Annotated in this window: 13 protein-coding genes; 4 read left to right on the top strand and 9 right to left on the bottom strand. The window is 68.0% G+C overall.

Annotated features, from left to right (window positions below):
* Window positions 1-212: 212 nt before the first annotated feature.
* From FHS42_RS19150 to FHS42_RS19170, 5 genes are all read right to left on the bottom strand, one after another.
* Complete coding sequence (locus FHS42_RS19150; RefSeq protein ID WP_184573452.1) at window positions 213-896, bottom strand: winged helix-turn-helix transcriptional regulator; 684 nt, start codon at window positions 894-896, stop codon at window positions 213-215.
* A 565-nt stretch (window positions 897-1,461) separates the two neighbouring features.
* The gene (locus FHS42_RS19155; protein ID WP_184573453.1) at window positions 1,462-2,142 is read right to left on the bottom strand and encodes a response regulator transcription factor; all 681 of its coding nucleotides are present in this window, start codon (window positions 2,140-2,142) and stop codon (window positions 1,462-1,464) included.
* On the bottom strand, window positions 2,139-3,368 hold the full coding sequence (locus FHS42_RS19160; RefSeq protein WP_184573454.1) for a sensor histidine kinase: 1,230 nt from the start codon (window positions 3,366-3,368) through the stop codon (window positions 2,139-2,141). Before FHS42_RS19160 ends, FHS42_RS19155 begins: the two co-directional genes overlap by 4 nt.
* A 111-nt stretch (window positions 3,369-3,479) precedes the next feature.
* On the bottom strand, window positions 3,480-5,804 hold the full coding sequence (locus tag FHS42_RS19165) for an MMPL family transporter (RefSeq protein ID WP_184573455.1): 2,325 nt from the start codon (window positions 5,802-5,804) through the stop codon (window positions 3,480-3,482).
* Window positions 5,805-6,124: 320 nt separating this feature from the next.
* Window positions 6,125-6,352, bottom strand: coding sequence for a hypothetical protein (locus tag FHS42_RS19170; protein WP_184573456.1), 228 nt, complete (start codon window positions 6,350-6,352; stop codon window positions 6,125-6,127).
* Window positions 6,353-7,461: 1,109 nt separating this feature from the next.
* Between FHS42_RS19170 and lon the strand changes: the two genes are divergently transcribed.
* Window positions 7,462-9,915, top strand: a complete 2,454-nt coding sequence (lon, locus tag FHS42_RS19175) for an endopeptidase La (RefSeq protein ID WP_184573457.1) — start codon at window positions 7,462-7,464, stop codon at window positions 9,913-9,915.
* A 314-nt stretch (window positions 9,916-10,229) separates the two neighbouring features.
* On the opposite strand, the gene FHS42_RS19180 is transcribed toward lon, so the two are convergent.
* Complete coding sequence (locus FHS42_RS19180) at window positions 10,230-10,751, bottom strand: hypothetical protein (RefSeq protein ID WP_184573458.1); 522 nt, start codon at window positions 10,749-10,751, stop codon at window positions 10,230-10,232.
* Between the two features lie 578 nt (window positions 10,752-11,329).
* Between FHS42_RS19180 and FHS42_RS19185 the strand changes: the two genes are divergently transcribed.
* On the top strand, window positions 11,330-11,923 hold the full coding sequence (locus FHS42_RS19185; protein WP_312866942.1) for an NAD(P)H-dependent oxidoreductase: 594 nt from the start codon (window positions 11,330-11,332) through the stop codon (window positions 11,921-11,923).
* A 402-nt stretch (window positions 11,924-12,325) separates the two neighbouring features.
* On the opposite strand, the gene FHS42_RS19190 is transcribed toward FHS42_RS19185, so the two are convergent.
* Together FHS42_RS19190 and FHS42_RS19195 are read right to left on the bottom strand one after the other, a co-directional pair.
* Complete coding sequence (locus FHS42_RS19190) at window positions 12,326-12,940, bottom strand: TetR/AcrR family transcriptional regulator (RefSeq protein ID WP_184573459.1); 615 nt, start codon at window positions 12,938-12,940, stop codon at window positions 12,326-12,328.
* A gap of 380 nt (window positions 12,941-13,320) precedes the next feature.
* A complete protein-coding gene (locus tag FHS42_RS19195) occupies window positions 13,321-14,163 on the bottom strand; it encodes a lysozyme (RefSeq protein ID WP_184573460.1) in 843 nt (280 codons plus the stop codon).
* 207 nt (window positions 14,164-14,370) lie between these two features.
* Here FHS42_RS19195 and FHS42_RS19200 point away from each other — a divergent pair, with 207 nt between their 5' ends.
* A complete protein-coding gene (locus FHS42_RS19200; RefSeq protein ID WP_312866943.1) occupies window positions 14,371-14,949 on the top strand; it encodes a MarR family winged helix-turn-helix transcriptional regulator in 579 nt (192 codons plus the stop codon).
* 268 nt (window positions 14,950-15,217) lie between these two features.
* Here the strand turns inward: FHS42_RS19200 and FHS42_RS19205 are convergent, their stop codons facing one another.
* Window positions 15,218-16,063 carry a hypothetical protein gene (locus FHS42_RS19205; protein ID WP_184573462.1) on the bottom strand — a complete coding sequence of 282 codons (846 nt, stop codon included), beginning with the start codon at window positions 16,061-16,063 and terminating at the stop codon, window positions 15,218-15,220.
* Window positions 16,064-16,487: 424 nt separating this feature from the next.
* Here FHS42_RS19205 and FHS42_RS19210 point away from each other — a divergent pair, with 424 nt between their 5' ends.
* A complete protein-coding gene (locus tag FHS42_RS19210; RefSeq protein ID WP_184573464.1) occupies window positions 16,488-20,642 on the top strand; it encodes a sensor histidine kinase in 4,155 nt (1,384 codons plus the stop codon).
* The last annotated feature ends 5 nt before the right edge of the window (window positions 20,643-20,647 follow it).

Below are 20,647 nucleotides of genomic sequence, written 5' to 3' on the forward strand. Positions count from 1 at the left end.
TCTGTCGGAGGTCAGGGCGATGGGCGCGGCCCACGGTAAAGCGTTCCTCTTGTCCCTGTATGCCGGATGGTTACAGGCGCCCCACGCCGGGCGGCCCAGGATCGGGGAACGGGCTGGAATGCGGGTCTGCGGTGCTCGGCGCCTCCTCGACCACGCCTGCTCATCGCTGGCCGTGACCGTAGGGCGTTTGCCGTGCCTGAACTCGTGGTGCGTCATGAGCCCTGCTCCCGCACCGCTTCGGCCACCGGCTCAGGCAGTGAAAAGAAGGCGAGGAAACGCTCGACCGCGGTCAGATCACCCTCTATAGCCAGGCCGTTTGAGTTGGCTGCATCCGTCAGGTCGCGCTCGCCGTACATGACCGAAGCCAGCGCGCCCGGAGGCCCCTCTATCGTCGCGTCAGGCTCCGGAGCCGAGCCCCTGGTGACCTCGAACACGCCGTCCGCGACCGTGGCGTGAAAGCTGTGCTCGCCAAGACGCAGTTCGTAGGCGGCGTGGACACCGGTGGCTGCCTGGGGGTCGAAGTTCGTTCTCAGGGACAGAACGAATGACGTCGGGCTGATCTGGGCGTCGCGTGGATGGGCGGGGGAGCGAGAGCCCCAACGACCGAGCTGTTGGATGACCGGCTCCAGCTCAAGGCCCCACTCGGTGAGTTCGTAGACCCGCGAACTGGCCGGCGGCGGCAGTGTGCGCCGCCGGACGACACCGCCTTCTTCTAGCTCATCGAGCCGATGCGAAAGAACATTGGTGCTGATACCGGGCAAATCCTTTCGTAGGTCGCTGTACCGCTTCGACCCCAGTAGGAGTTCGCGCACTACCAGCAGGGCCCAGCGCTCGCCGATCAGATCGAGCGCGTGCGCCGTGCCGCAGGCGTCGTGGTAGCTGCGTTTCGTGGTCATGACGACAGCTTACCCGCCCTAGTCCTAAAAGAAAACTAGTTACTTGTTTTTTAGGACCAAAGAGGCCGAGGGAGTCCTCATCTATCTGTCCGCGGAGTCCAAGGACCAGGTGGACGACATGGTCGCTCGGGCCGTAGCGGCAGGCGGTAAGCCGTGGAAGCCGTGGAAGCCGGCTGTGGAAGGGCCCGATGTACGGCGGCAGCTTCCGGGACCTCGATGGCCACGCCTGGGAGTTCATGTACCTGGCGCAGGCGTGACCATCATCCGAGGTCGCCCGAAGACGCCTACCCACCCCCGGCTGTTTGCGGCGATCGTGGACTGGGCTCACCTTCGGCGACAACATCATCGAGGCCGGCGCCGACTCGTACCGTTTCACCCGAACCCGAACCCGCACCCGCACCCGCAGCCAGGTGCAAACCCGGGTGTGCGGGCAGGGACCGTCTGAACAACGGGCAGCCATCGAAGCAGGCGTAGTCCGCCGTGCAGTAGCAACCGTTGCCGCGCCATGCTTTGACGCCTTCTTCGGGGGCGAGCTTTGGTGGCGAGGGGGCCACACCCGCTGGCGTCACAGGCTCGGCGGTTCGGGGCGTACGAGGCCGTTTTGGTAGGCAATAACGACGAGTTGAGCGCGGTCGCGGGCGCCGAGTTTGGTCATGGCCCGTTGGATGTGGGTGCGGACGGTCAGGACGCTCAAGACGAGCTCTTGGGCGATCTGGTCGTTTGATTTGCCGTGGGCTGCCAGGACGGTGACTTCTTGTTCGCGGGGTGTGAGGTCGGCGAGGCGTGCGGCCGGAGACAGGGGCGGTCCGGAGGCGGGGGTGGTGAGGAAGCGGGTGATCAGGGCTTGGGTGGCTCCTGGTGACAGGAGGGCTTCGCCTGCGGCGACGGTGCGAATTCCGTTCAGCAGCGCGTCCGTGGTGACGTATTTGCCGAGGAAGCCGCTGGCTCCCACACGTAGTGCCTGGGCGACATATTCCTCGGTCTCGAACATGGTCAGGATCAGGACGCGGGTGCTGGCGAGGTCGGGGTCCTCGCACATGGCGGCGGTGGCGGCGAGGCCGTCGGCGCCGGGCATGCGGATGTCCATGAGGACGACGTCGGGTTGGCGGGCGCGGGCGAGTTCCACCGCTTGGTGGCCATCGGCGGCCTCGCCGACGACCTCCATGTCGTCGCAGGAGTCGATCAGGAGTCGGAAGGTGCCGCGCAGCAGGGCCTGGTCGTCGGCGAGCAGGACGCGGATCATCAACGGGTTTCCTCGTGTCGTGGTCCGGCCGGGGCGTCCACCGGGGTGCGGGGCTGGAGGGGGAGGGCGGCGGCGACTTCGAAGCCGCCGTCAGGTCGGGGACCGGCGCTCAGGTCACCGCCGATGGACTGGGCGCGTTCATGCATGCCCATCAGTCCGTATCCGCCGCCGGCTACCGGCGGGACGGTCCCGCCGTGCGCTGTGCCGTCGTTGGTGACGGTGATGAGCAGGCGTGAGCTGTCGTAGCCGAGCCGGACTCGGGCCGCGTGGTCGGGTGCGTGTTTCGTGGCGTTGGTCAGGGCTTCTTGGATGATGCGGTAGGCGGTCAGGTCCACTCCCGGGGACAGGGGTTGGGCCTCCCCTTCGGTGATGACGGTGACGGTCAGGCCGGCCGATTCGCAGGCTGCTACCAGTTCGGGCAGGCGATCCAGGCCCGGGGTGGGTTCCAGCGGGTCGGCGTCGGGATCGGCGGTCTGGCGCAGCACACCCACCGTGGCGCGTAGTTCTAGGAGCGCGGAGGTGGTGGTGCCGACCAGGTCGGCGAGGATTTTGCGGGTCTGCTCGGGTTGGGTGGCGGCGAGGTGGGCAGCGGTGCCGGCTTGGACATGGGCGACGGCCATATGGTGGGCGACGGCGTCGTGGAGTTCGCGGGCGATGCGCATGCGTTCCTCGGCGACGCGGAGCCGGGCTTCCTCTTCTCGGGTGCGTTCGGCGTGCGCGGCGCGGGCCTTGACGGATTCGAGGTAGGCGCGCCGGAAGCGGCTCTTGCCGCCCAAGGACACCGGCAGCAGCAGCCACAGGACCGTGCCCACGGTCCGGAGGATGAAGTCATCGCCGAGCGGCGCGGCTGCCAGCGAGGTGGCCACCAGCACGGCCACGGTCGCCGAGCTGTAGATGCCGGTGGTGCGCGAATCGGTGAGCGCGGCGAGCCAGTACAAGGCGGTCATGACGGGGGCCAGCAGCAAGGGACTAGGCAGGTAGCCCAGGGTGGTCAGCGTGGCAGCCGCGGCGGCGGTGACCGCGAGGGTGGCACGCGGACGGCTACGGGAGCCCAGGACTGCCGCGCCGGAGATGACCAGAATCCACGCAGGCCACAAGGGGTCCGGGGGCGAGGACTCGGATGTGCTGATTCGGGCCCCGAAGAGCGTGCAGACGCACAATGCCACCGCCGTCACCACGTCAGCGGCCCGGGCATGGCGTTCCGCGTACCGTTCGAGGCTGCTGGTCATCGCGCTCTCCGTAAGGGAATGTGCCGAGGCCCATGGTCGCCGATGGTGACAAGTACGGGCGCGCGGACCGCCCGAGGCACCTTGCTCGGACGGTCCTGTGGGCGGAGTTGGTCACACGTGCGCCTCGACCGGCCCGTCCGGACCAGGAGCCGGCCTGTCGGATCGCGCGTGGCCGAGTGCCTCGCCTTCCACATCGACGCGGGGCAGGGCGCGGCCCAGCCACACCGGCAGCCACCAGGCCCGGTCGCCGAGCAGAGCCAGGACGGCGGGCACGATCGCCATACGGACCACGAAGGCGTCGAAGAGCACCGCGGCGGCCAGGCCGAACCCCAGCATCTTGATCATCGACCCCTGTTCCCCGATGAACCCGGAGAAGACCGCGATCATGATCAGCGCAGCGGCCGTCACCACTCGGGCACTGTGCCGGAACCCGGACACGAGCGCCTGATCGGCAGCCTCCCCGTGGGTGTACGCCTCCCGTATCCGGGAGACCAGGAAGACCTCGTAGTCCATGGCCAGCCCGAAGACGATGCCCATCATGAAGATCGGCATCAGGCTCATGATCGGCCCGGTCTGCTCCACCCCGAACAGATCCGCGGCATGTCCCTGCTGGAAGACCAGCACCAGCACACCCAGCGCCGCCAGCACCGAAAGGACGAAACCCAGGGCCGCCTTAATTGGTACCAGCACTGACCGAAAGACCACCAGCAGCAGCACCACCGCCAAGCCGCCCACCACCGTCAGATACGGCACCAGCGCGGACTGCACCTTCGCCGCGACGTCGATGTTCAGCGCGGTCGTGCCAGTCACCTCGAACGTCGCCGAAGCCTGCTCCTCCACAGCCGGACGATCGCGGCGGATCGTTTCTACCAGGGCCTTGGTCCTCTTGTCCGTGGGGCTGGTGGACGGGGTGGCCCGGAAAACCGCCGTGTCGCCGGCCTGGTTGAAGCTGGCCTGCGAGACCGACACGACGGCGTCCGTGCCTCCGATCCGGTCGCTGACGGTGCGTACCGCGGCGTGCGGGTCGGCTGTTCCCCTCGTGTCCACGACGATGGTCAGCGGGCCGTTGAAGCCGGGGCCGAAGCCCTCAGCGAGCGCGTCGTAAGCCCGCCGCTCGGTGGTGGCGGTGGACTTGGCCTCGTCACCCGGCATGCCCAGTTGCAGTGACGCCATCGGCACGGCCAGCGCGCCCAAACCCAACACGCCGAGAACCAGCACCGCCACCGGACGACGCAGCACGAAACGAGCCCAGCGCGTGCCTAGGTTGCCCCGCCCGCCCACGCCCGGGTCGCCACCGCTGGGGAGGACGGCCCGGTCGCTGCCCAGCGTGCGGGCCGAGTGCTTTCGAGTGGGCAGGAACTTCCTGCCTGTGGCGCGGTTACGCGGCCCGGTGGTGCCGTAACGCGTGTCGGCCTTGCGTGCCCTGCGCGCCAGCACCGCGTTGGGCCAGTACCCGAGCAGCGCGGGGACGACCGTCAGCGCGACCAGTACGGCGACCACCACGGCCCCTGCCGCGGCCAGGCCCATCTTTGTCAGCGTCGGAATCCCGACCACCGACAGGCCCGCCAGCGCGATCACCACGGTGACTCCGGCGAACACGACCGCCGACCCGGCGGTACCCACCGCCACCCCGGCCGCATCCTGCGGTGCCCGGCCGCGCCCGCGCTCCTCCCGATAGCGGGACACCACGAACAGGGCGTAGTCGATGCCCACCGCCAGGCCCAGCATCATCCCGAGGGTGAGCGTGTCCGCGGACAGGCCCAGCGGGCCGGCAAGCAGCAAGATCCCGAACAGGCTCACGGCGACGCCCACGATCGCGGTCAGCAGCGGCAGGCCCGCCGCCGCCAGGGACCCGAACGTGAACAGCAGCACGACCGCCGCCGCCGAGAGGCCGACGATCTCCGCGACTCCGCCGGGCCCGCCACCGCTGTCCATCGCCGACCCACCGGTCTCCACCGTCAAGCCCGCCGCCCGCGCCTGGTCCGCCGTCTTGTCCACCGCCGCCCGGCTGGCGTCGGTGACCTCGGAGGACTCCACCTTGTAGGTGACGGTCGCATACGCCGTCGAACCGTCCTTGCTGACGGCCTCCGACGCGAACGGGTCCGCGACATTGGCCACCTGTGGGCCGCTGCCCAGCGAGCCCACCGCGTCCTCGACAGCCTTCCGCAGGTCGCCCGCGGTCGCCTTCTGCCCGTCCGGGGCGACGAAGACGACCTGGGCGGTGGCGCCGTCCGCAGCCGCCCCGGGAAAACGCTCCTCCATGAGATCGAACGCCTTTTGCGATTCGATTCCCGGCATCGAGAATTCCTCGTCCGAGGGCCCCGACGCCTGCGCAGCGCCCACCACGACTGCGGCCAGCACCCCCAGCCACACCACGATGACCCAGCCACGTCGCCGAAAAGCGCCGCGCCCGAGCCGATACAGAAAAGTCGCCACGTCAGGGTCTCCACATTCATAAGCGATGACCGCTCAAGGCTCGTCCGGGAAGACCCGTCCCGTCGTCATGCCGCTACGGACACTGCGACCTACTGAAATCACACGACCAACTACTGAAATCGCAGTAGGCGACCACGAAGCCACCCGCTTCGACCGCAGACACTGCCCATGCCAGGACCTGTCAACCACCCTTGCTTGAGGGCTTATCGGAGCCGGCGGATCACCAGCTCGGTGACGATCAGCGGACGTCGCGATTGAGGGTATTGGCGGTGTTGGCGGTGTTGGCGGTGTTGGCCTTCGACCGTGCGCCCCGCCCCCACTCACTCGAACGCAATGCACAGACCGTCAGGGCGTGTTCGACCGCCGTAAGTAGCCGTGGCGGCAGACCAGCTCGGGCCCGATGTGCTCGACGAACTCACCTTGTCCGACAGGCTGCCCGGGTCGTGTTCGGCACAGGTCAGCAGAGCGTCCAGGACACGGGCGACCGCCGTGTCGTTGGTGTTGTCCAAACCGGTCTCGGCGGTCAGCGGACGGGCGTGGGTCCTCATAAGAATCGCGCCTTCTTCGGGCGGAACGGGACTCGCCGAGCGTCATGTTGACCAAGCCTGTTACCGGGTCAATAACCATTCGTTGAGCAGGACTTGGAGCTCGGGGGCCGCCCAGAGGGCCCGGCCCTCGACTCACTCCCCCTAGTGGGAGACGTCCCGCCCGGTGTAGTCGGGCCGGTGCTGGACGAACAGTGGGTTGATCGCGGAAATGTGGCCTTCGCGATGGCCTTGTAGGTCGCAGTGCGTGGCACCACAGGAAAACAACCAGGGCAACAATCAGGAAAACAGCCAGCGTCCTTTGCTTGTGATGTCTGCGACGCCTTGAGACGGAGGCCGGCGACTCGCGTGGATGGGGCCTTGATCCGCGTCGGAATTTGTGCGGATTCACCTGGCCAATGCCTTGGAAAGGGGCTTTTCGGGGACGGGGTGTTTTCTCGCCGTGCACGGCTGTGCATGCGGTGGGGTAGGCGCTGTGCAGCCGCGCATTGCCGAACGTCTCGGTGATGTGAACGCGGGCGGCGTTGACGACGGGGGCGAATGCCGCTGGCACTCGATCCAGTGTGCCTTCGCGTGCAGTCGTTCCGTCGTGGTCCAGCCCTCGTTCGCTCATGAGGTCACTGTGCTGCTGTGCGCTGCGGGGCGGATGTGCGAGGCGATGCCGCAGGTTCCGCGAGCGCGGGCGGCGGCCTGCGGTGGGCAGCTGGTCTGAGGCTGGTGGCGGAACATCGTCTAGTCGAGTGGCGGTGTGCGCGATTCGGGCAGAGCGCCGGCCAGTCCGTGGACGGTGCGGCTGTGGTGACGGCGGCGAGCCGTTCGGGGACGACGACGCGTCGCATGCCGCCAGAGGCTTCTTGTTCGGCGACGCGCCGCCAGACCGTGTTGATGCCGAGCCAGTGCAGGGCAGCCAGGTTGCTGGTGTCGGAGGCAGCGGCCTCGTGCCGGGCGGGTGTCGCAAGAGCCCCGAGGCGATCCGAAGCTTCACGTCACAGTTCTCGGCTGAGTAGGACAACCAACGGCTGATCGCTCACAGCGAACAGCGTCTGGGGAACATTGGGAGCCGTAGCAGCATTGAGTCGGTATAACTCAACTTGCCTGCCGAAGGGGAGATCATGGCTTCGCTGTCTACACCGCTCACGCTGCCCGTGCTGCCGCTCGATGACGAGGTCGTGCTGCCCGGCATGGTGGTGCCGCTCGATCTGACGGACGCGGATGTACGAGCCGCCGTAGAGGCGGCCCAGGCCGCTGCTGGGCCCAGCGGGACCGCCGCCGGCAGCAGCGGAAAACCGCAGGTGCTGCTCGTACCGAGGATCGAGGGCACGTACGCGGGAGTGGGCACGCTCGGCACTGTCGAACAGGTCGGCCGACTCTCTGACGGCGACCCCGGCGCGCTCATCCGCGGCGTGCATCGGGTCCGGGTCGGCGCCGGGACGACCGGTCCGGGCGCCGCGCTGTGGATCGAGGGCACCCCGGTAGAGGAGACCGGCCCAGACTCCAGCGCCATTTCGCCCGGCTCCCAGGCTGAGCTGATGAAGGAGTACAAGGCGCTGGCCACGAGCTGGCTGCGCAAGCGCGGTGCCTGGCAGGTCGTGGACCGGGTCCAGCAAATCGACGACGTCTCCCAGCTCGCCGACAACTCTGGCTACCTGCCCTTCCTCACTGTTGCCCAGCGCCTGGAACTCTTGGAGACCCTCGACCCGGTCGCCCGACTGAGGCTCGCCATGGGTTGGCTCCGCGAGCACCTGGCCGAGCAGGACGTGGCCGAGTCCATCGCCAAGGACGTACAGAACGGCGTCGACAAGCAGCAGCGCGAGTTCCTGCTGCGCCGCCAGCTTGAGGCAGTGCGCAAGGAACTGTCCGAGCTCAACGGCGACAGCGAGGACGAGTCCGGTGACTACCGGGCCCGCGTCGAGGCCGCTGACCTGCCGGAAAAGGTCCGCGATGCGGCGCTCAAGGAGGTTGACAAGCTGGAGCGGGCCTCGGATCAAAGCCCCGAAGGCGGCTGGATCAGGACCTGGCTGGACACGGTTTTGGAGCTGCCGTGGAACAAGCGGACCGAGGACGCGTACGACATCAAGGGCGCGCAGCAGGTTCTCGACGCCGACCACGCCGGGCTCAAGGACGTCAAGGAGCGCATCACCGAGTATCTGGCCGTACGCAAGCGGCGCGCCGACCGAGGTCTCGGCGTGGTGGGCGGTCGCCGAGGCGGCGCCGTGCTCGCCCTCGTCGGTCCACCCGGCGTCGGCAAGACCTCGCTCGGTGAGTCGGTGGCCCGCGCCATGGGGCGCGAGTTCGTTCGGGTCGCGCTCGGTGGCGTGCGGGACGAGGCAGAGATCCGTGGCCACCGTCGTACGTACGTGGGCGCCTTGCCGGGCCGAATCGTACGGGCCGTCAAGGAGGCCGGTTCGATGAACCCGGTGGTTTTGCTCGACGAGATCGACAAGGTCGGTTCGGACTTCCGAGGTGACCCGTCCGCCGCACTCCTCGAAGTGCTCGATCCCGCGCAGAACCACACCTTCCGGGACCACTACCTGGAGGTTGAACTGGACCTGTCCGACGTCGTGTTCCTGGCTACCGCCAATGTGCTAGAAGCCATCCCGGAGGCGCTGCTCGACCGGATGGACGTCGTGCGGCTTGACGGCTACACGGAGGATGAGAAAGTCACCATCGCCCGCGACCACCTGCTCCCCCGCCAGTTGGAGCGTGCCGGCATCGAACCGGGTGAGGTCGTGTTGGAGGACACGGCGCTGCGCAAGCTAGCGGGGGAGTACACCCGCGAGGCCGGCGTACGTAACCTGGAACGGTCGGTGGCGCGGCTGCTGCGCAAGGTGGCCGCCGAGCACGAAATGGGCGACCGCGAGCTGCCGTTCGTCGTCGGCCCCGATGAGCTGCGCCCCCTGATCGGGCGTCCGCACCACACTCCCGAGGCCGCCCAGGACCCGGCCGAGCGGCGTACCGCCGTCCCTGGCGTGGTCACCGGGCTAGCGGTGACGGGTGCCGGGGGCGACGTGCTCTACGTGGAGGCGTCACTGGCCGACCCCGAAACCGGCGGTGCTGGCCTGACGTTGACGGGGCAGCTCGGTGATGTCATGAAGGAATCTGCGCAGATCGCGCTGTCCTTCCTACGTTCGCATGGAGCGGAGCTGGAGCTTCCGGTCGCAGATCTGAAGGAACGCGGCGTCCATCTGCACGTACCGGCCGGCGCGGTCCCCAAGGACGGCCCGAGCGCGGGCATCACCATGACGACCGCGCTCGCGTCGCTGCTGTCGGGCCGTCAGGTGCGCCCGGACGTGGCGATGACCGGTGAGGTGTCGCTGACCGGTCGGGTGCTGCCCATCGGTGGCGTCAAGCAGAAGCTGCTGGCCGCACATCGGGCCGGAATCACGACTGTGATCATTCCTAAGCGCAACGAGCCCGACCTCGACGACGTCCCCGCCGAGGTGCTCGAACGGCTCGACGTACACCCCGTTTCGGACGTACGGCGGGTTCTTGAGCTGGCGCTACACCCGGCATCTGAGTCCGATGTGAAGTCGGACAAGGACGTTCGGGCTGTGGTCGCCGCGTGAGCTGAGCGGGGTCGCGCTCCAAGCCCTCGTTCGATGGCGGGCCTGCGCTTAGGGCCGACCCACGAGGACGCTATTGGTCGATGTGTCCCCGAGGCCCGGCCCGTGGCCGCCGCGGGGCAAACCTTGGTACCGATATGCCCGACGGGCTTTCGCTGGCTCCCTCCGCTGAGGCGGAGGGAGCCGTACCGTTGTCACCCGTGGCCGTTTCCGGAGGGCGGGTTCCGGAAACGGGCTTGGTCGTTGGGGCCGTCGTGGTCGTCGGGATCATTGGGGTCACTGGGCTGCGGGCTCGGGCCGAGGTATGCCGGGTGACGTCAATTGGGGGCGAGCCTCAGCACGGCGTTGCCCTCGTTCACGGCGACGACCTCGATGAGCAACCCGTTCTCACGGGCTGCGCTCTGCCAGCCCATCGTGACAGTGAATTCGCCGTTGCCGGATGAGGAACTGCAATAGGTCCCGCTGCACCCGCCGCCGCCCTGTTGCCCCAGGTAGCGTCCGCTGATGCTCACTCTGCCGGAGGCGATCGATCGCACGCGCAGCGAGGCCACTTGCAGGCGCGCAGGCACCGAGATGCGAGCGGAACTGTCTACGCGCACCTCGCATCGCCCATCGGCGCACGCGGAGAGCATTACACCGTCAGCCGCCCTGGGCAACGCGGGCTTGGGGGATGACGATACGGACTCCGAGGGTCCCTCGGATGTGGGACCCGAGGTGCCCACAGTGCTCTCGTCGCTCCCCTTCGAGGCGGCGTCATCGGAGGTGTTGGAGCCACACCCGGAAACCACGAGGAGCACCGCGGTCATGAGCGGGATTAGGTCAGCGCGTTGGATGGCCATGTCGCGCAATGTAGGCCACCTGCACGGGACCCGTCCCGGCGTTCACGCCGCCTTTCCGGGCGCCTTTCTATCCTGCTCCGATCAACGCCTTTCGTCTGGCTCTATGACGGTTTTCGCTGGTCAGGCTGGTGGGTGACGGAGGTGTGAACCCGTGTGCCGGCGGTCCACTGTTGAGCGCCAAGTGGCGGGCGAGCTGGACGACGAGAACATCGGGCAGGGCGTCGGGAGCAGCGGTCGGTGGGGCTCTTGGCCACGGGGGGCCGAAGGGCCGCACGCAACGACACTGTCGGCAGGGGTGTTGCGCGATTGGCGGTTCGGAATCGGTCGCCCACACGCCGGTCTTGAGGTCTGGGCGTTCGCCGGCAGCCCATAGCGGCTGGGAATCGGTCCATCGAACGCTGCTGGCGACTAAGACCGAACTCGAAAGAGTGATTGGGTCGTTGGCGCCCCCGGCAAGCCTTGACAGTCAGACAGGTCTGTCTGTTAACTTTCTCGTACCAGACAGACCTGTCTGTTCGTATCTTACCTATGTCTGTGCGGCCTGGGTTGTACGCGCCGCCATCGAACAGGAGACTTCCGTGGCATCCGAGCCCCGCACCTTGGTTGTTGTCGCCCACCCGCAGTTGACCGATTCGCGCATCAACGCAGCCCTCGCCGGCACGGCCGCAAGCGTGGACGGTGTCACGGTTCATGAGTTGTACGCCGCGTATCCCGACGGGCGTATCGATGTGGCACACGATCAACGTCTGCTCCTGCAGCACGACCGAGTCGTGCTGCAGTTCCCCTTCTTCTGGTATTCGTCGCCGCCACTGCTCAAGCAGTGGCTGGACGAGGTCTTTGAGTACGGGTTCGCCTACGGCACCGGGGGCACCGCGCTGCACGGCAAGACGCTGCGAGTGGTGACCTCCGCCGGTGGCCCGCGCGACTCCTACCGCCCCGATGGGTTCAACCGCTTCCCCATCCCCGACCTACTGCGCCCCTTTGACGCGACGGCAGAGCTGACCGGCATGCGGTACGAGGAGCCGTTCCTGGTTTACGGCGTACGCACAGTCGGCGATGCCGCACTCGCCGACCACCAAAGGACCTATCGCACACTGCTGGAAACCGGCGCACTGCCCGCCGCATCCCGAATATCGCCGGCCGGCGCCAAGGAGCCGAGCCTGGCCGCCTGAGCGTAGCGACCGCATGAGCAGTCGCCATCTGCCCAGGGCTCGGCCCGGCGTACCTCGCCGCGCCGGGCCCTTCGCATATATGGCCTCCGCACCGTGGCGAGCACAATCTGTCGTACGCGCCGCAGTCGGCCGCGGTCCTGTCGTGATGTGCCCCGGGCCGCTCCCAGATCGGGTTGCTGCGCGGAGGTACACCTCTGGCGGCATGGCTGCCTGCGCCAATGCCGTGGTGCCGGTCAGTGCCCTTCGGCCCCGCTCTCGGGCGTGTGCGAGAAGAGGCGCACCAGGTGTCACAAGGCGGCACCCCCCGTCACAACCAGTGGCGAGCCGCAGTCGCGCATGCAGTCAAGTCCGGGCCGCGAACCAGCAGCGGTACGAACCAGCAGCGGTACGAACCAGATGTGGCTACGCCGGAGCCGAGTCCCGGGTGACCGACTTCGGTGCATCCGAGCCCCGGCAGGCAGCAGATACCAGGGTGTGCGCTGCGGCACGGGCCGCCTCGGTGAACTCCGCCGTTGGCTCCAGCGCGGCAGCCGACATCACTCCGTCGATCAGCACGCTGAGTTGTCGGGCCAATAGATCCGGATCGACGGCGCCGGCGGCGCTGGTGAGCTCACCCAGCCAGGCCCGCACGGCCTGCTTGTGCTCGACAGTAGTGGCGTGGGGTACGGTGCCCGGCTCTGTTTCGCTCGCTGTATTGATAAACGCGCAGCCGCGAAAGCCGTCGCAAACGGTGGCCGTGCGCAGCGCGTCGAATAGACCGAGCAACTGCTCGCGCGGGTCGGCTCCGGCGTCGGCCGCTGCCTCTTGCAGCGCGCCCCGCCAGTGCCCGTCAGCGCCGTGCAGATACGCGACAACGAGATCGTCTTTGGAGCGAAAATGGGCGTAAAGAGTCGCTTTGGCTACGCCGGACTCGGCAATAATCCGGTCAACACCGACCCCGCGCACGCCGTGCGCGTTGAACAACTCCGTAGCGGTGTCCAAAATCCGGCTCCGGGCGGGGGGTCGTTTGCCAGCCATGCGTCACGCTCCTTGAGGCGGGTGCCTGGTTCGAACCCAGGGGCTCCACGTCGGAGCCGGTACGCACCCGGGCACCTGATCCGACGCCTCCAGGATACAGACAGACCTGTCCGTATGGAGCGGAGTGACCTCGATGCCGATGTCGGGCCAGTGAGGCTCTGGGGCAAAGGGGGTGGGCCCCGACGGCAGCGAAGCGGGCCCCTCCCGAACGGCGAGAGAGGCCCACTCGCGGCGCGTGGGTCGCGCCCCACGCGCCGCGATGGCGGCGCACAGCTCGACGAGGCGGTCTCACCGCAAGGCAGTGGACAGCGACGCGGAAGGCCGCATGAGGGCAATGGCAGGGCCTCGGGCAGGCGGCCGTTGAGCGTGAGCGTCGAACGTCAACCGTTGGCGAGAGACTTGAGACGGTCGTACGCACCGTTGAACTGGTTGTGGTCGCCAACGATGGGCCCAGAGGAGGTGTACTGCCACATGGTGTGGAAGCCCCATCCAGCTGGAAGTTCGCCCACCGATGAGCCATAGCGCGGAATCCACAGCGGATTGGTGCTGCCAAAGCCCGCGTAATTGCCCGTGCACGTCTTCCACCAGCTAGTTGACGTGTAGATGACCGCGTCACGTCCGGTGCGTGCCTTGTAGGTGTTGAAGAAGTCTCGCACCCAGTTGACCATTGCGCTTTGGCTCAGCCCGTAACACGTGGCGCCGTACGGGTTGTATTCCAGATCGAGAGCACCGGGAAGGGTCTTGCCGTCGCCCGTCCAGCCCCCGCCATTGCTCACGAAGTAGTTCGCTTGCTGGGCGCCGCTGGAGGCGTCGGGCAGCGCGAAGTGGTAGGCGCCGCGGATCATGCCGACGTTATGGGAGCCGTTGTACTGCTGGGCGAAGTACGGGTTCTTGTACGTCGTGCCTTCGGTGGTCTTGGTGTAAGCCCAGCGCACCCCGCTGTTCCACAGCGAGGACCAGTTGACGTTGCCTTGGTGGCTGCTGACATCGACACCTTCGACGGAAGCGGCGCGTGAGGCGGGGGGTGGATTGTCGGGGTTACCACCCTCGTGTTCCAGGATGGTAGAACCCATCCAGTCCTTTTCCGGGTGGGGAATGCGCTGTTCGGCGGCGGAGGCCGTACCGGGCAGCGTGAACGCGAGCGTCATGACGAGGAAGGTGGCAAGAAACCCGACCACTGTAGTGAGGGAGCGGTGGGGGGAATCGGGTCTGCGCACGGGCATGAGCGTGCCTCCGATGGCCTCGGTGGGGGAGTGTCACATGGTTTTGTAATGACCATGTCACGGTCAACTCTACGGGCGTAGATGAGCGAAGAGAAGGGCGCTGGGGTGGCGCCGATGGTCTATTCCTGCAAAATACTGGCGGAGCTGCGACAACGGGTCGCGGCACGACGAAACTTTCACGTGCTGAAAAGCCGGAGAGGTGCTGACGTGCACAACACCGGGGTCGGGACACCTGGGGAGGGCGAGGGCCGGGCGGGGATCGATAGCGCATTTCTGGCCCTTGAGCGTGAGTTGTCCGTCTTTCTCCGTCGAGCTCGTGCGAATTCGGGCGAGATGGCCCGGGAGGTGCATCCGGACCTTGAGCCAGCGGCCTATGGGCTGCTAGCCCGGCTCAATGACGTCGGGCAGGTGCGGGCCACGGACCTGGCCTCGTATTTCGGGGTCGGTAAGGCGACGATGAGCCGACAGTTGCGGGCGCTGGAAACCCTGGGGCTGATTGCGCGGGCTCCCGACCCGGACGATGGGCGAGCCTGGCTGGTGCAGTTGACAGAGGAGGGGAGAACCCGATTCACCCGGGTGCGTGGGGGACTACGCGCCCGTTATGCCCAGCGCCTGGAGGGTTGGAACCGTGCGGAGGTGGCGGAGCTGGCCCGCCTCCTCCACCGCCTGAACTCGGGCCATGAGCCCGACACTGCACCGGAATCGCTGCCAGGCCAGGACACGTCGCCCGAGCCCGCCGTGTCAGACCAACAGCCTGAGCCCATCCCCCCTGAACCAACAGTCTGAGCCCACCCTCCTGGACCGGCAACCGGACGCCTGCCCAACCTCAGTTCCCTCCCTACGACCTACTCCCTGCAACTGGCCCCGCCCGCCCCGACGTGCCTCTCCGGTGAGACGTGCGAGACCCAGCCCGCTCAGCCGTTTCGAGCACCGACCCGTTCCGCTCACCCATCAATCCAGCTCAGCCGCTAGGCCCGCCCTCGGCAGTCGCCAGGCCCGACCTCGGCTCACCGACGGACCGACCACCTGGTCGGCCGAGGCTCGACGCGGGCGCTCACAGTTCGGCGTAGATCGCCGTCGCATCGTCGTGTCGTTTGCCCCGGGGGAAGACCTCGCCATCGGGATCGGCGTCCTCCGCCGCCCGTACCCGGTCGATCAGGGCCTGTGCACCCTCCTTGCGAAGCAGCGCGAAGGTCTCCATCCAGTCACCTTCGCGGAAGATCTCGACCCAACGGGTGGCACCGTCACTGAGCGCGGCGAGCGCCCTGACTCCTGTGCGTGGGGTGGTGCCAGTCACCGCCCGGCGAGCCACGTCCGGATCAGCGGCGGCCGTGAAGAAACCCCCTTCGGCATTGCGTAGCGCCTCCACCGCCCGGCCGTACTCGGCGCCTGCTGTACGCCGTTCGGCTGAGCCACGGGGCAGGGCGCGGACACCAGCTCCGAGCTCCCGCACCGCGGGCGGCAGCTCGTCGAGCCGGGTATCGAGAACCGGGTTCACCGTGCCATCGGGTGCCTCGATAAGAAGAGAGGAGTCGGAGAGCACCAGGTGCTCGACGTACTCGGCGTCCCACCGGACGCCGACCACAGTTGCTTGAGGTGTACGAATATGAGAAAGGTCACACGTGTCGCGATGTGCATCGGCAGTCCTGGTGATGGCAGCCGCCAGGCAATCGGCGAGGGGCATATCCCGCCGCGAACCGGACAGTTCGAGCAACGCACCGCCCAGCCGGGCGGTGAACCAGGGGACGGAATGACTGCACCCGCAAGGGTCCACCGGTGGGGTGACGCCGTCGAGCAATACCAGTGCGCCACCCTGTCCAGACGCTGGCAGCGCTATGGACGCGTAGTCCTCGTTGGGGCGTTGGGGGTCTCCGGGAACAGTGGTGAGATCGAGACGCATGGGGCAAGTCTGCCGGACCATCACCCGAGTCGGCCGATAGGCGGGAGAGGCCCGGGTGTTGGCCCATACCAACTACTGCCAGGTGGTTTCCGGGAGGTGAAATCAGATGGAATTGGCCCTCGAAAGGCTGCGGGCGGGCATCCTGTCAGGACACTGTGGTGTTTTCCACTCGGCGGAGTTATTGCGTGTGTGCAGACAGTGGCGCAAGTTGATGGTCAACTTCCGATTGATGTTCACTCGTTCGAGTGGCCGGGCTGTCGATGTGCACCCGCCGCAGAGCGGTACTGGAAGGGTCGGTTTTCGTACCAGGGGTGGGTTCGAGCACGAGGCCACACGGCCGAGCGCGCGGGTCCGAAGCAACTGCGGAACTGTCGTCACCTCCTGGAATCACGGTGGGTCGGGCGAGAGAAGAATGTGGGCACCGGTGCGGAAGAGACGGCTTCGGGGCAGCAAGGGCGAAAGAGGCGAGCAGACAGCCGTGCCAGTGCGCCGGGCGCATGCGCGTAGCCGGCTTGTCGTATCCGCCATCGTCATCGTCGCCGCTGTGCTCGCGGCCGGAGCCCCCGTCATCGTCGCGGCGGTTGACGATGTCAAGGAAGCGCAGCGGTGCGTGGATCGTGCCGAGGCCGCCATGACCGCCGTGGCCCTCGCCCATTCGCTATCCGACGAACGTGACGCCATGACGGCGTACGTGGCGACCGGACGTTCCACCGCCTCGGGCGCGGGCGTCTCGGAGGACGTGCGGTCCCGCGTCGATCGGCAGATAGTCGATCTGCGCAGTAGCGCCAGCGACGCGTCGGTGACCTTTGCCGGAGCCACCAAGCGGCTCGGTGAGCTGTCGAGAGTCCGTCAGCGGGCACTAGCAGGCCCGGGTTCGGCTGCCGAGACCTTCGATGCGTACACCAGTGCGGTGCAGGCTCTGCATCGTGCCGCCGGTGGCACCGATCCCGAAACCCTCGGTCCGCTTGGCCGCGTCGTGGAGCAGGCGTCGGCCAGCCGCGCGCTGCTTCTCGGTGCCCTCGCCTCCCGTGGGCGGCAGCCGGGTCTGGCCGCTGCCGCTCAACGCACCAACGTCCGTGAGCAGGCAGCGGTCGCCGACTTCGAACAGACCGCCCCACGCGGCGCCCGCGAGCGCTATGCCCGCACTGTCAATGACACTGAGGACACCGAGGTCACCGCAGCCAAGCGGTACCTCGCTCAACTCACCGATGGCCCCCGGCTGTCCAGCGCCGATCTCGCCCTGGACCGTGAGCGGGTTGGCTCGGCGCTCTTCGCCCGGGTCAACCGGATGCGTGATGTCGAGACGGCACTGACCACCGAGGAGCTCACCCGCGCGGAGAAGGCACGCGACGACGAGGTCACCGCGCTGGAGTTGCGTGCCGCGGTGCTTGCCGGGTGCTTGCTGTTGGCCATTGCCGTCAGCGTGCACGCTGCTCGTTCGCTGACCCGCCCGCTCACCGCGCTGCGCGTTGGCGCACTCAAGTTGGCCGACGATCCTGCGGGCGCGGAACCTGTGGTGCTAGGGCGTCGGGATGCGGCGCGCGGAGACGAGTTCTGTGATGTCGTACGGTCCGTCAACCAGCTCTACGAGGGAGTCGGCAGTCAGCGGGCGCGGGTAGCGAAGCTCGCAGCCGAGCGCGGGCACCTCATTGAGGAGCGGCAGCGCCTCGCCGCGCAGATTGCCGAGGTGCGGCAGGAATGTGAGGAACTGCGGCAGCGTAAAGACGAGATCGAAACCCGGCTCAATGGCCTGCGCGAGCGTGTGCACAGCAGCTTCGTCAATCTCGCCTTGCGCACACTGGGCCTAGTCGAACGACAGTTGACCGTCATCGAAACGATGGAGGAAAACGAGCAGGACCCAGAACGCCTAGACACCCTTTTCGCACTCGACCACCTTGCCACCGGAATACGCCGCTACAGCGAGAATCTGTTGGTCATTGCCGGCTCCGAGCGCCAGTCGAACCACCCGGGTTCGGTGCCGCTGCTCGATGTGTTGCGTGCCGCGATCAGCGAGGTAGAGCGTTATCAGCGCATTCGTATCCAGCCGCTACCGCCGCATGCGCAGGTCGCTGGGTTCGCTGCCGACAGCGTCAGTCACCTGATCGCGGAACTGCTCGAAAACGCCACCGTCTTCTCCCCACCCGGGACCGAGGTGCACGTATCCGGCTGGCTTCTGGAGAGCGGCGAGGTGATGCTCTCCGTGCAGGACGAGGGCATTGGCATGACAGCGGACCGCCTCGATGAGCTGAACACCCGACTTGCCGACCCCGTTCCGGAGTATTGCCAGGGGCCGCAGCCAGAGGACCCGTTGGGGCTCGGGTTGTATGTGGTGACCCGGCTCGCGGCCCGGCACGGTGTGCGGGTTCAGCTTCGCGAACAGAAGCAGGGCGGTGTCACCGCCGTGGTCGTGCTGCCCAAGCCGATTCTCCCGGATCGATTGCTCGCTACCGGGGAAGCCCAGCCGTTGGCGCTGTCTTCGGACTCGGGCTGGCCAGGGGGCGACGGCCTCGCCCTACCCGGTCCCCGCTCTGACTCCGGCCCCGAGATCGAAGTTGACTCCCGTGCTGCTCCGGTCTACGCACACGACGGCCCTGCCGACCCGTCCGGCCAACACCACCGATACGTACGGGACAGTGCGGACGACGCGAACGATCCACACGGCGCCGCCAATCTCGACGGCTTGAACCCGCCGCGGGGGTCCCACGACCATGGCCCGCATGCCGCCCCGGCCGGTGCCCGCAGCCCAGTTGCCCCGATGGTCCCGCATGCCTCAGCCGACTCCGGCCCGGCCCAAGAGCCGGACCCCGCCGCTCCGGACCCCGCCGCCCCGAGCCCCGGCGCCCCGCACACCGCCGCCCCGCACACCGCCGCCCCGCGCCTCCCTGCCACCTCGTACGCCGACACCGCGCACACCCCAGCAGCCCCCGACGTCCACACCGGTACGGCGCCTTACGCGTCCGCCGACCCAGATGCGCACGGTCCGAGCCGGGCCGCTGGTCCGCACGGAGCGACCGACACTGGTTCGGGACGTACCATGCGCGGGCCCGGCGTGGTCCCGGCGCCCGGAGCCGCTCCCGTAGCCGATGACGCTGCCACCGAGTCTGCCCAACTGTCCGGGGGGCGACGCGAGCAGCGTGGCGGGCCCGCGTCGCCGGGGGGCCGCGAACACCCGGGGCATCGGGGACCCGTGACCGCCGAGCCCACCTCATGGCAGGGTGAGCCTTGGGACGATGGTCCCGAGGCGGATGAACCACACCGCTATGGGCCACCCCGGGTGAACGAGCCGCGCTCGGCGGAGCCGGGCCGTGCTGGTACGCCGGCAGCCAACCTCGCGCCGGAACAGTCGGAAGCCGATTCCCCCCCCGGGCTACGAACAGCCGGCCCCTTCGAGGAGCCGCCAGTAGCCGCCTCGCCAGACGAGCCGTGGGCAGCCGGGCTGCGCCGGGGCCGGGCGCGTGGGGTGGGGGATAGGCCCTTGGCTCCCGATAGGCCCTCGGCCCCAGATGAGCCTGAGGTGGTCTCCGAACCGAACGGCGCCGGGGGTGCCCCCAGGGCTGGCTCAGTGCCGGGCCCGCAACGCGACCCGCTCGTGGTGGCCGCCGAGCGGACCATTCAGCTCTCGCTGCTCCAGGCCCCGGGTGCGCTGGAAGCGACGACAACACAACCCGGCGCGCCACAACCTAGCGCGCCACAAACCGGGGCGGCCCAGTCGCCCGCAAGGGCACCGCGCGCGGCGAACCTCCCTGTGAGTGGTCTAGCGGGCCCCGATGAGTCCCCTGACATCGGCCCGCGCACCGACAAGGGGCTGCCAAAGCGGAGTCCGAGAGTTGTTGCACCGCGCAAGGCCGTGGCGGGGGAACGCCGCAAGGTGGACGCCGAGGCGGTGCGTCGCCGCCTCGGCGGCTTCCAGCAAGGTGCGCAGCAAGGACGCCGGGACGCCGAGGCGGAGATCGCCGAACAGATCGTCACCCAACGCAGCCCGTTGGCAGCGGACGGGAAGGCACTGGACCGGGAGGCACAAGACCGGGAGCAGCAGGACCGGCGACCGTCCCAACCCCCGCAGCAGCGGCGTGACCACCCGCCCGCTGCCTGTCAGCACGAACAACCGAGGCGCGAACAAGCGCAGACCGCAGGAGATTTGGGGCAGCCGTCAGGCGACCAGCCACCACAGCGGCGACGGCAAGACGCGCCATCGCCCGGTCAACTGCCGTCCAACCCGCAGCAGGACCAGCCACCGCACCGCTCCCAGATCGAGCGGTCGCCGTACGACACGCCGCAGTCAGACGCATCCCCGCACAACGCATCCCCGCACGACGCACCCCCTTACGACACATCCGACACATCCGACACGCCGCCGTCAGGCACACCGCTGTGCGGCCAACCGCCCCACGGACAGGAGCGGCCTTACCGTTCGACGTACGAGCAGGAGCAGCATCATCAACCGTCGTCCGACCAAGGGCGGTATGACCAACCGCCGCACGGCCGGGAGCAGGACGATCGACCATCGAAGCAACGACACACACACCATCAAGCGGGGGCGCTGGACGCGGGTGGGACTGTCGAGGAGGCACGCAGTTGACCGCA

Source organism: Streptomyces zagrosensis (assembly GCF_014203645.1).
Taxonomy (GTDB): Bacteria; Actinomycetota; Actinomycetes; order Streptomycetales; family Streptomycetaceae; genus Streptomyces; species Streptomyces zagrosensis.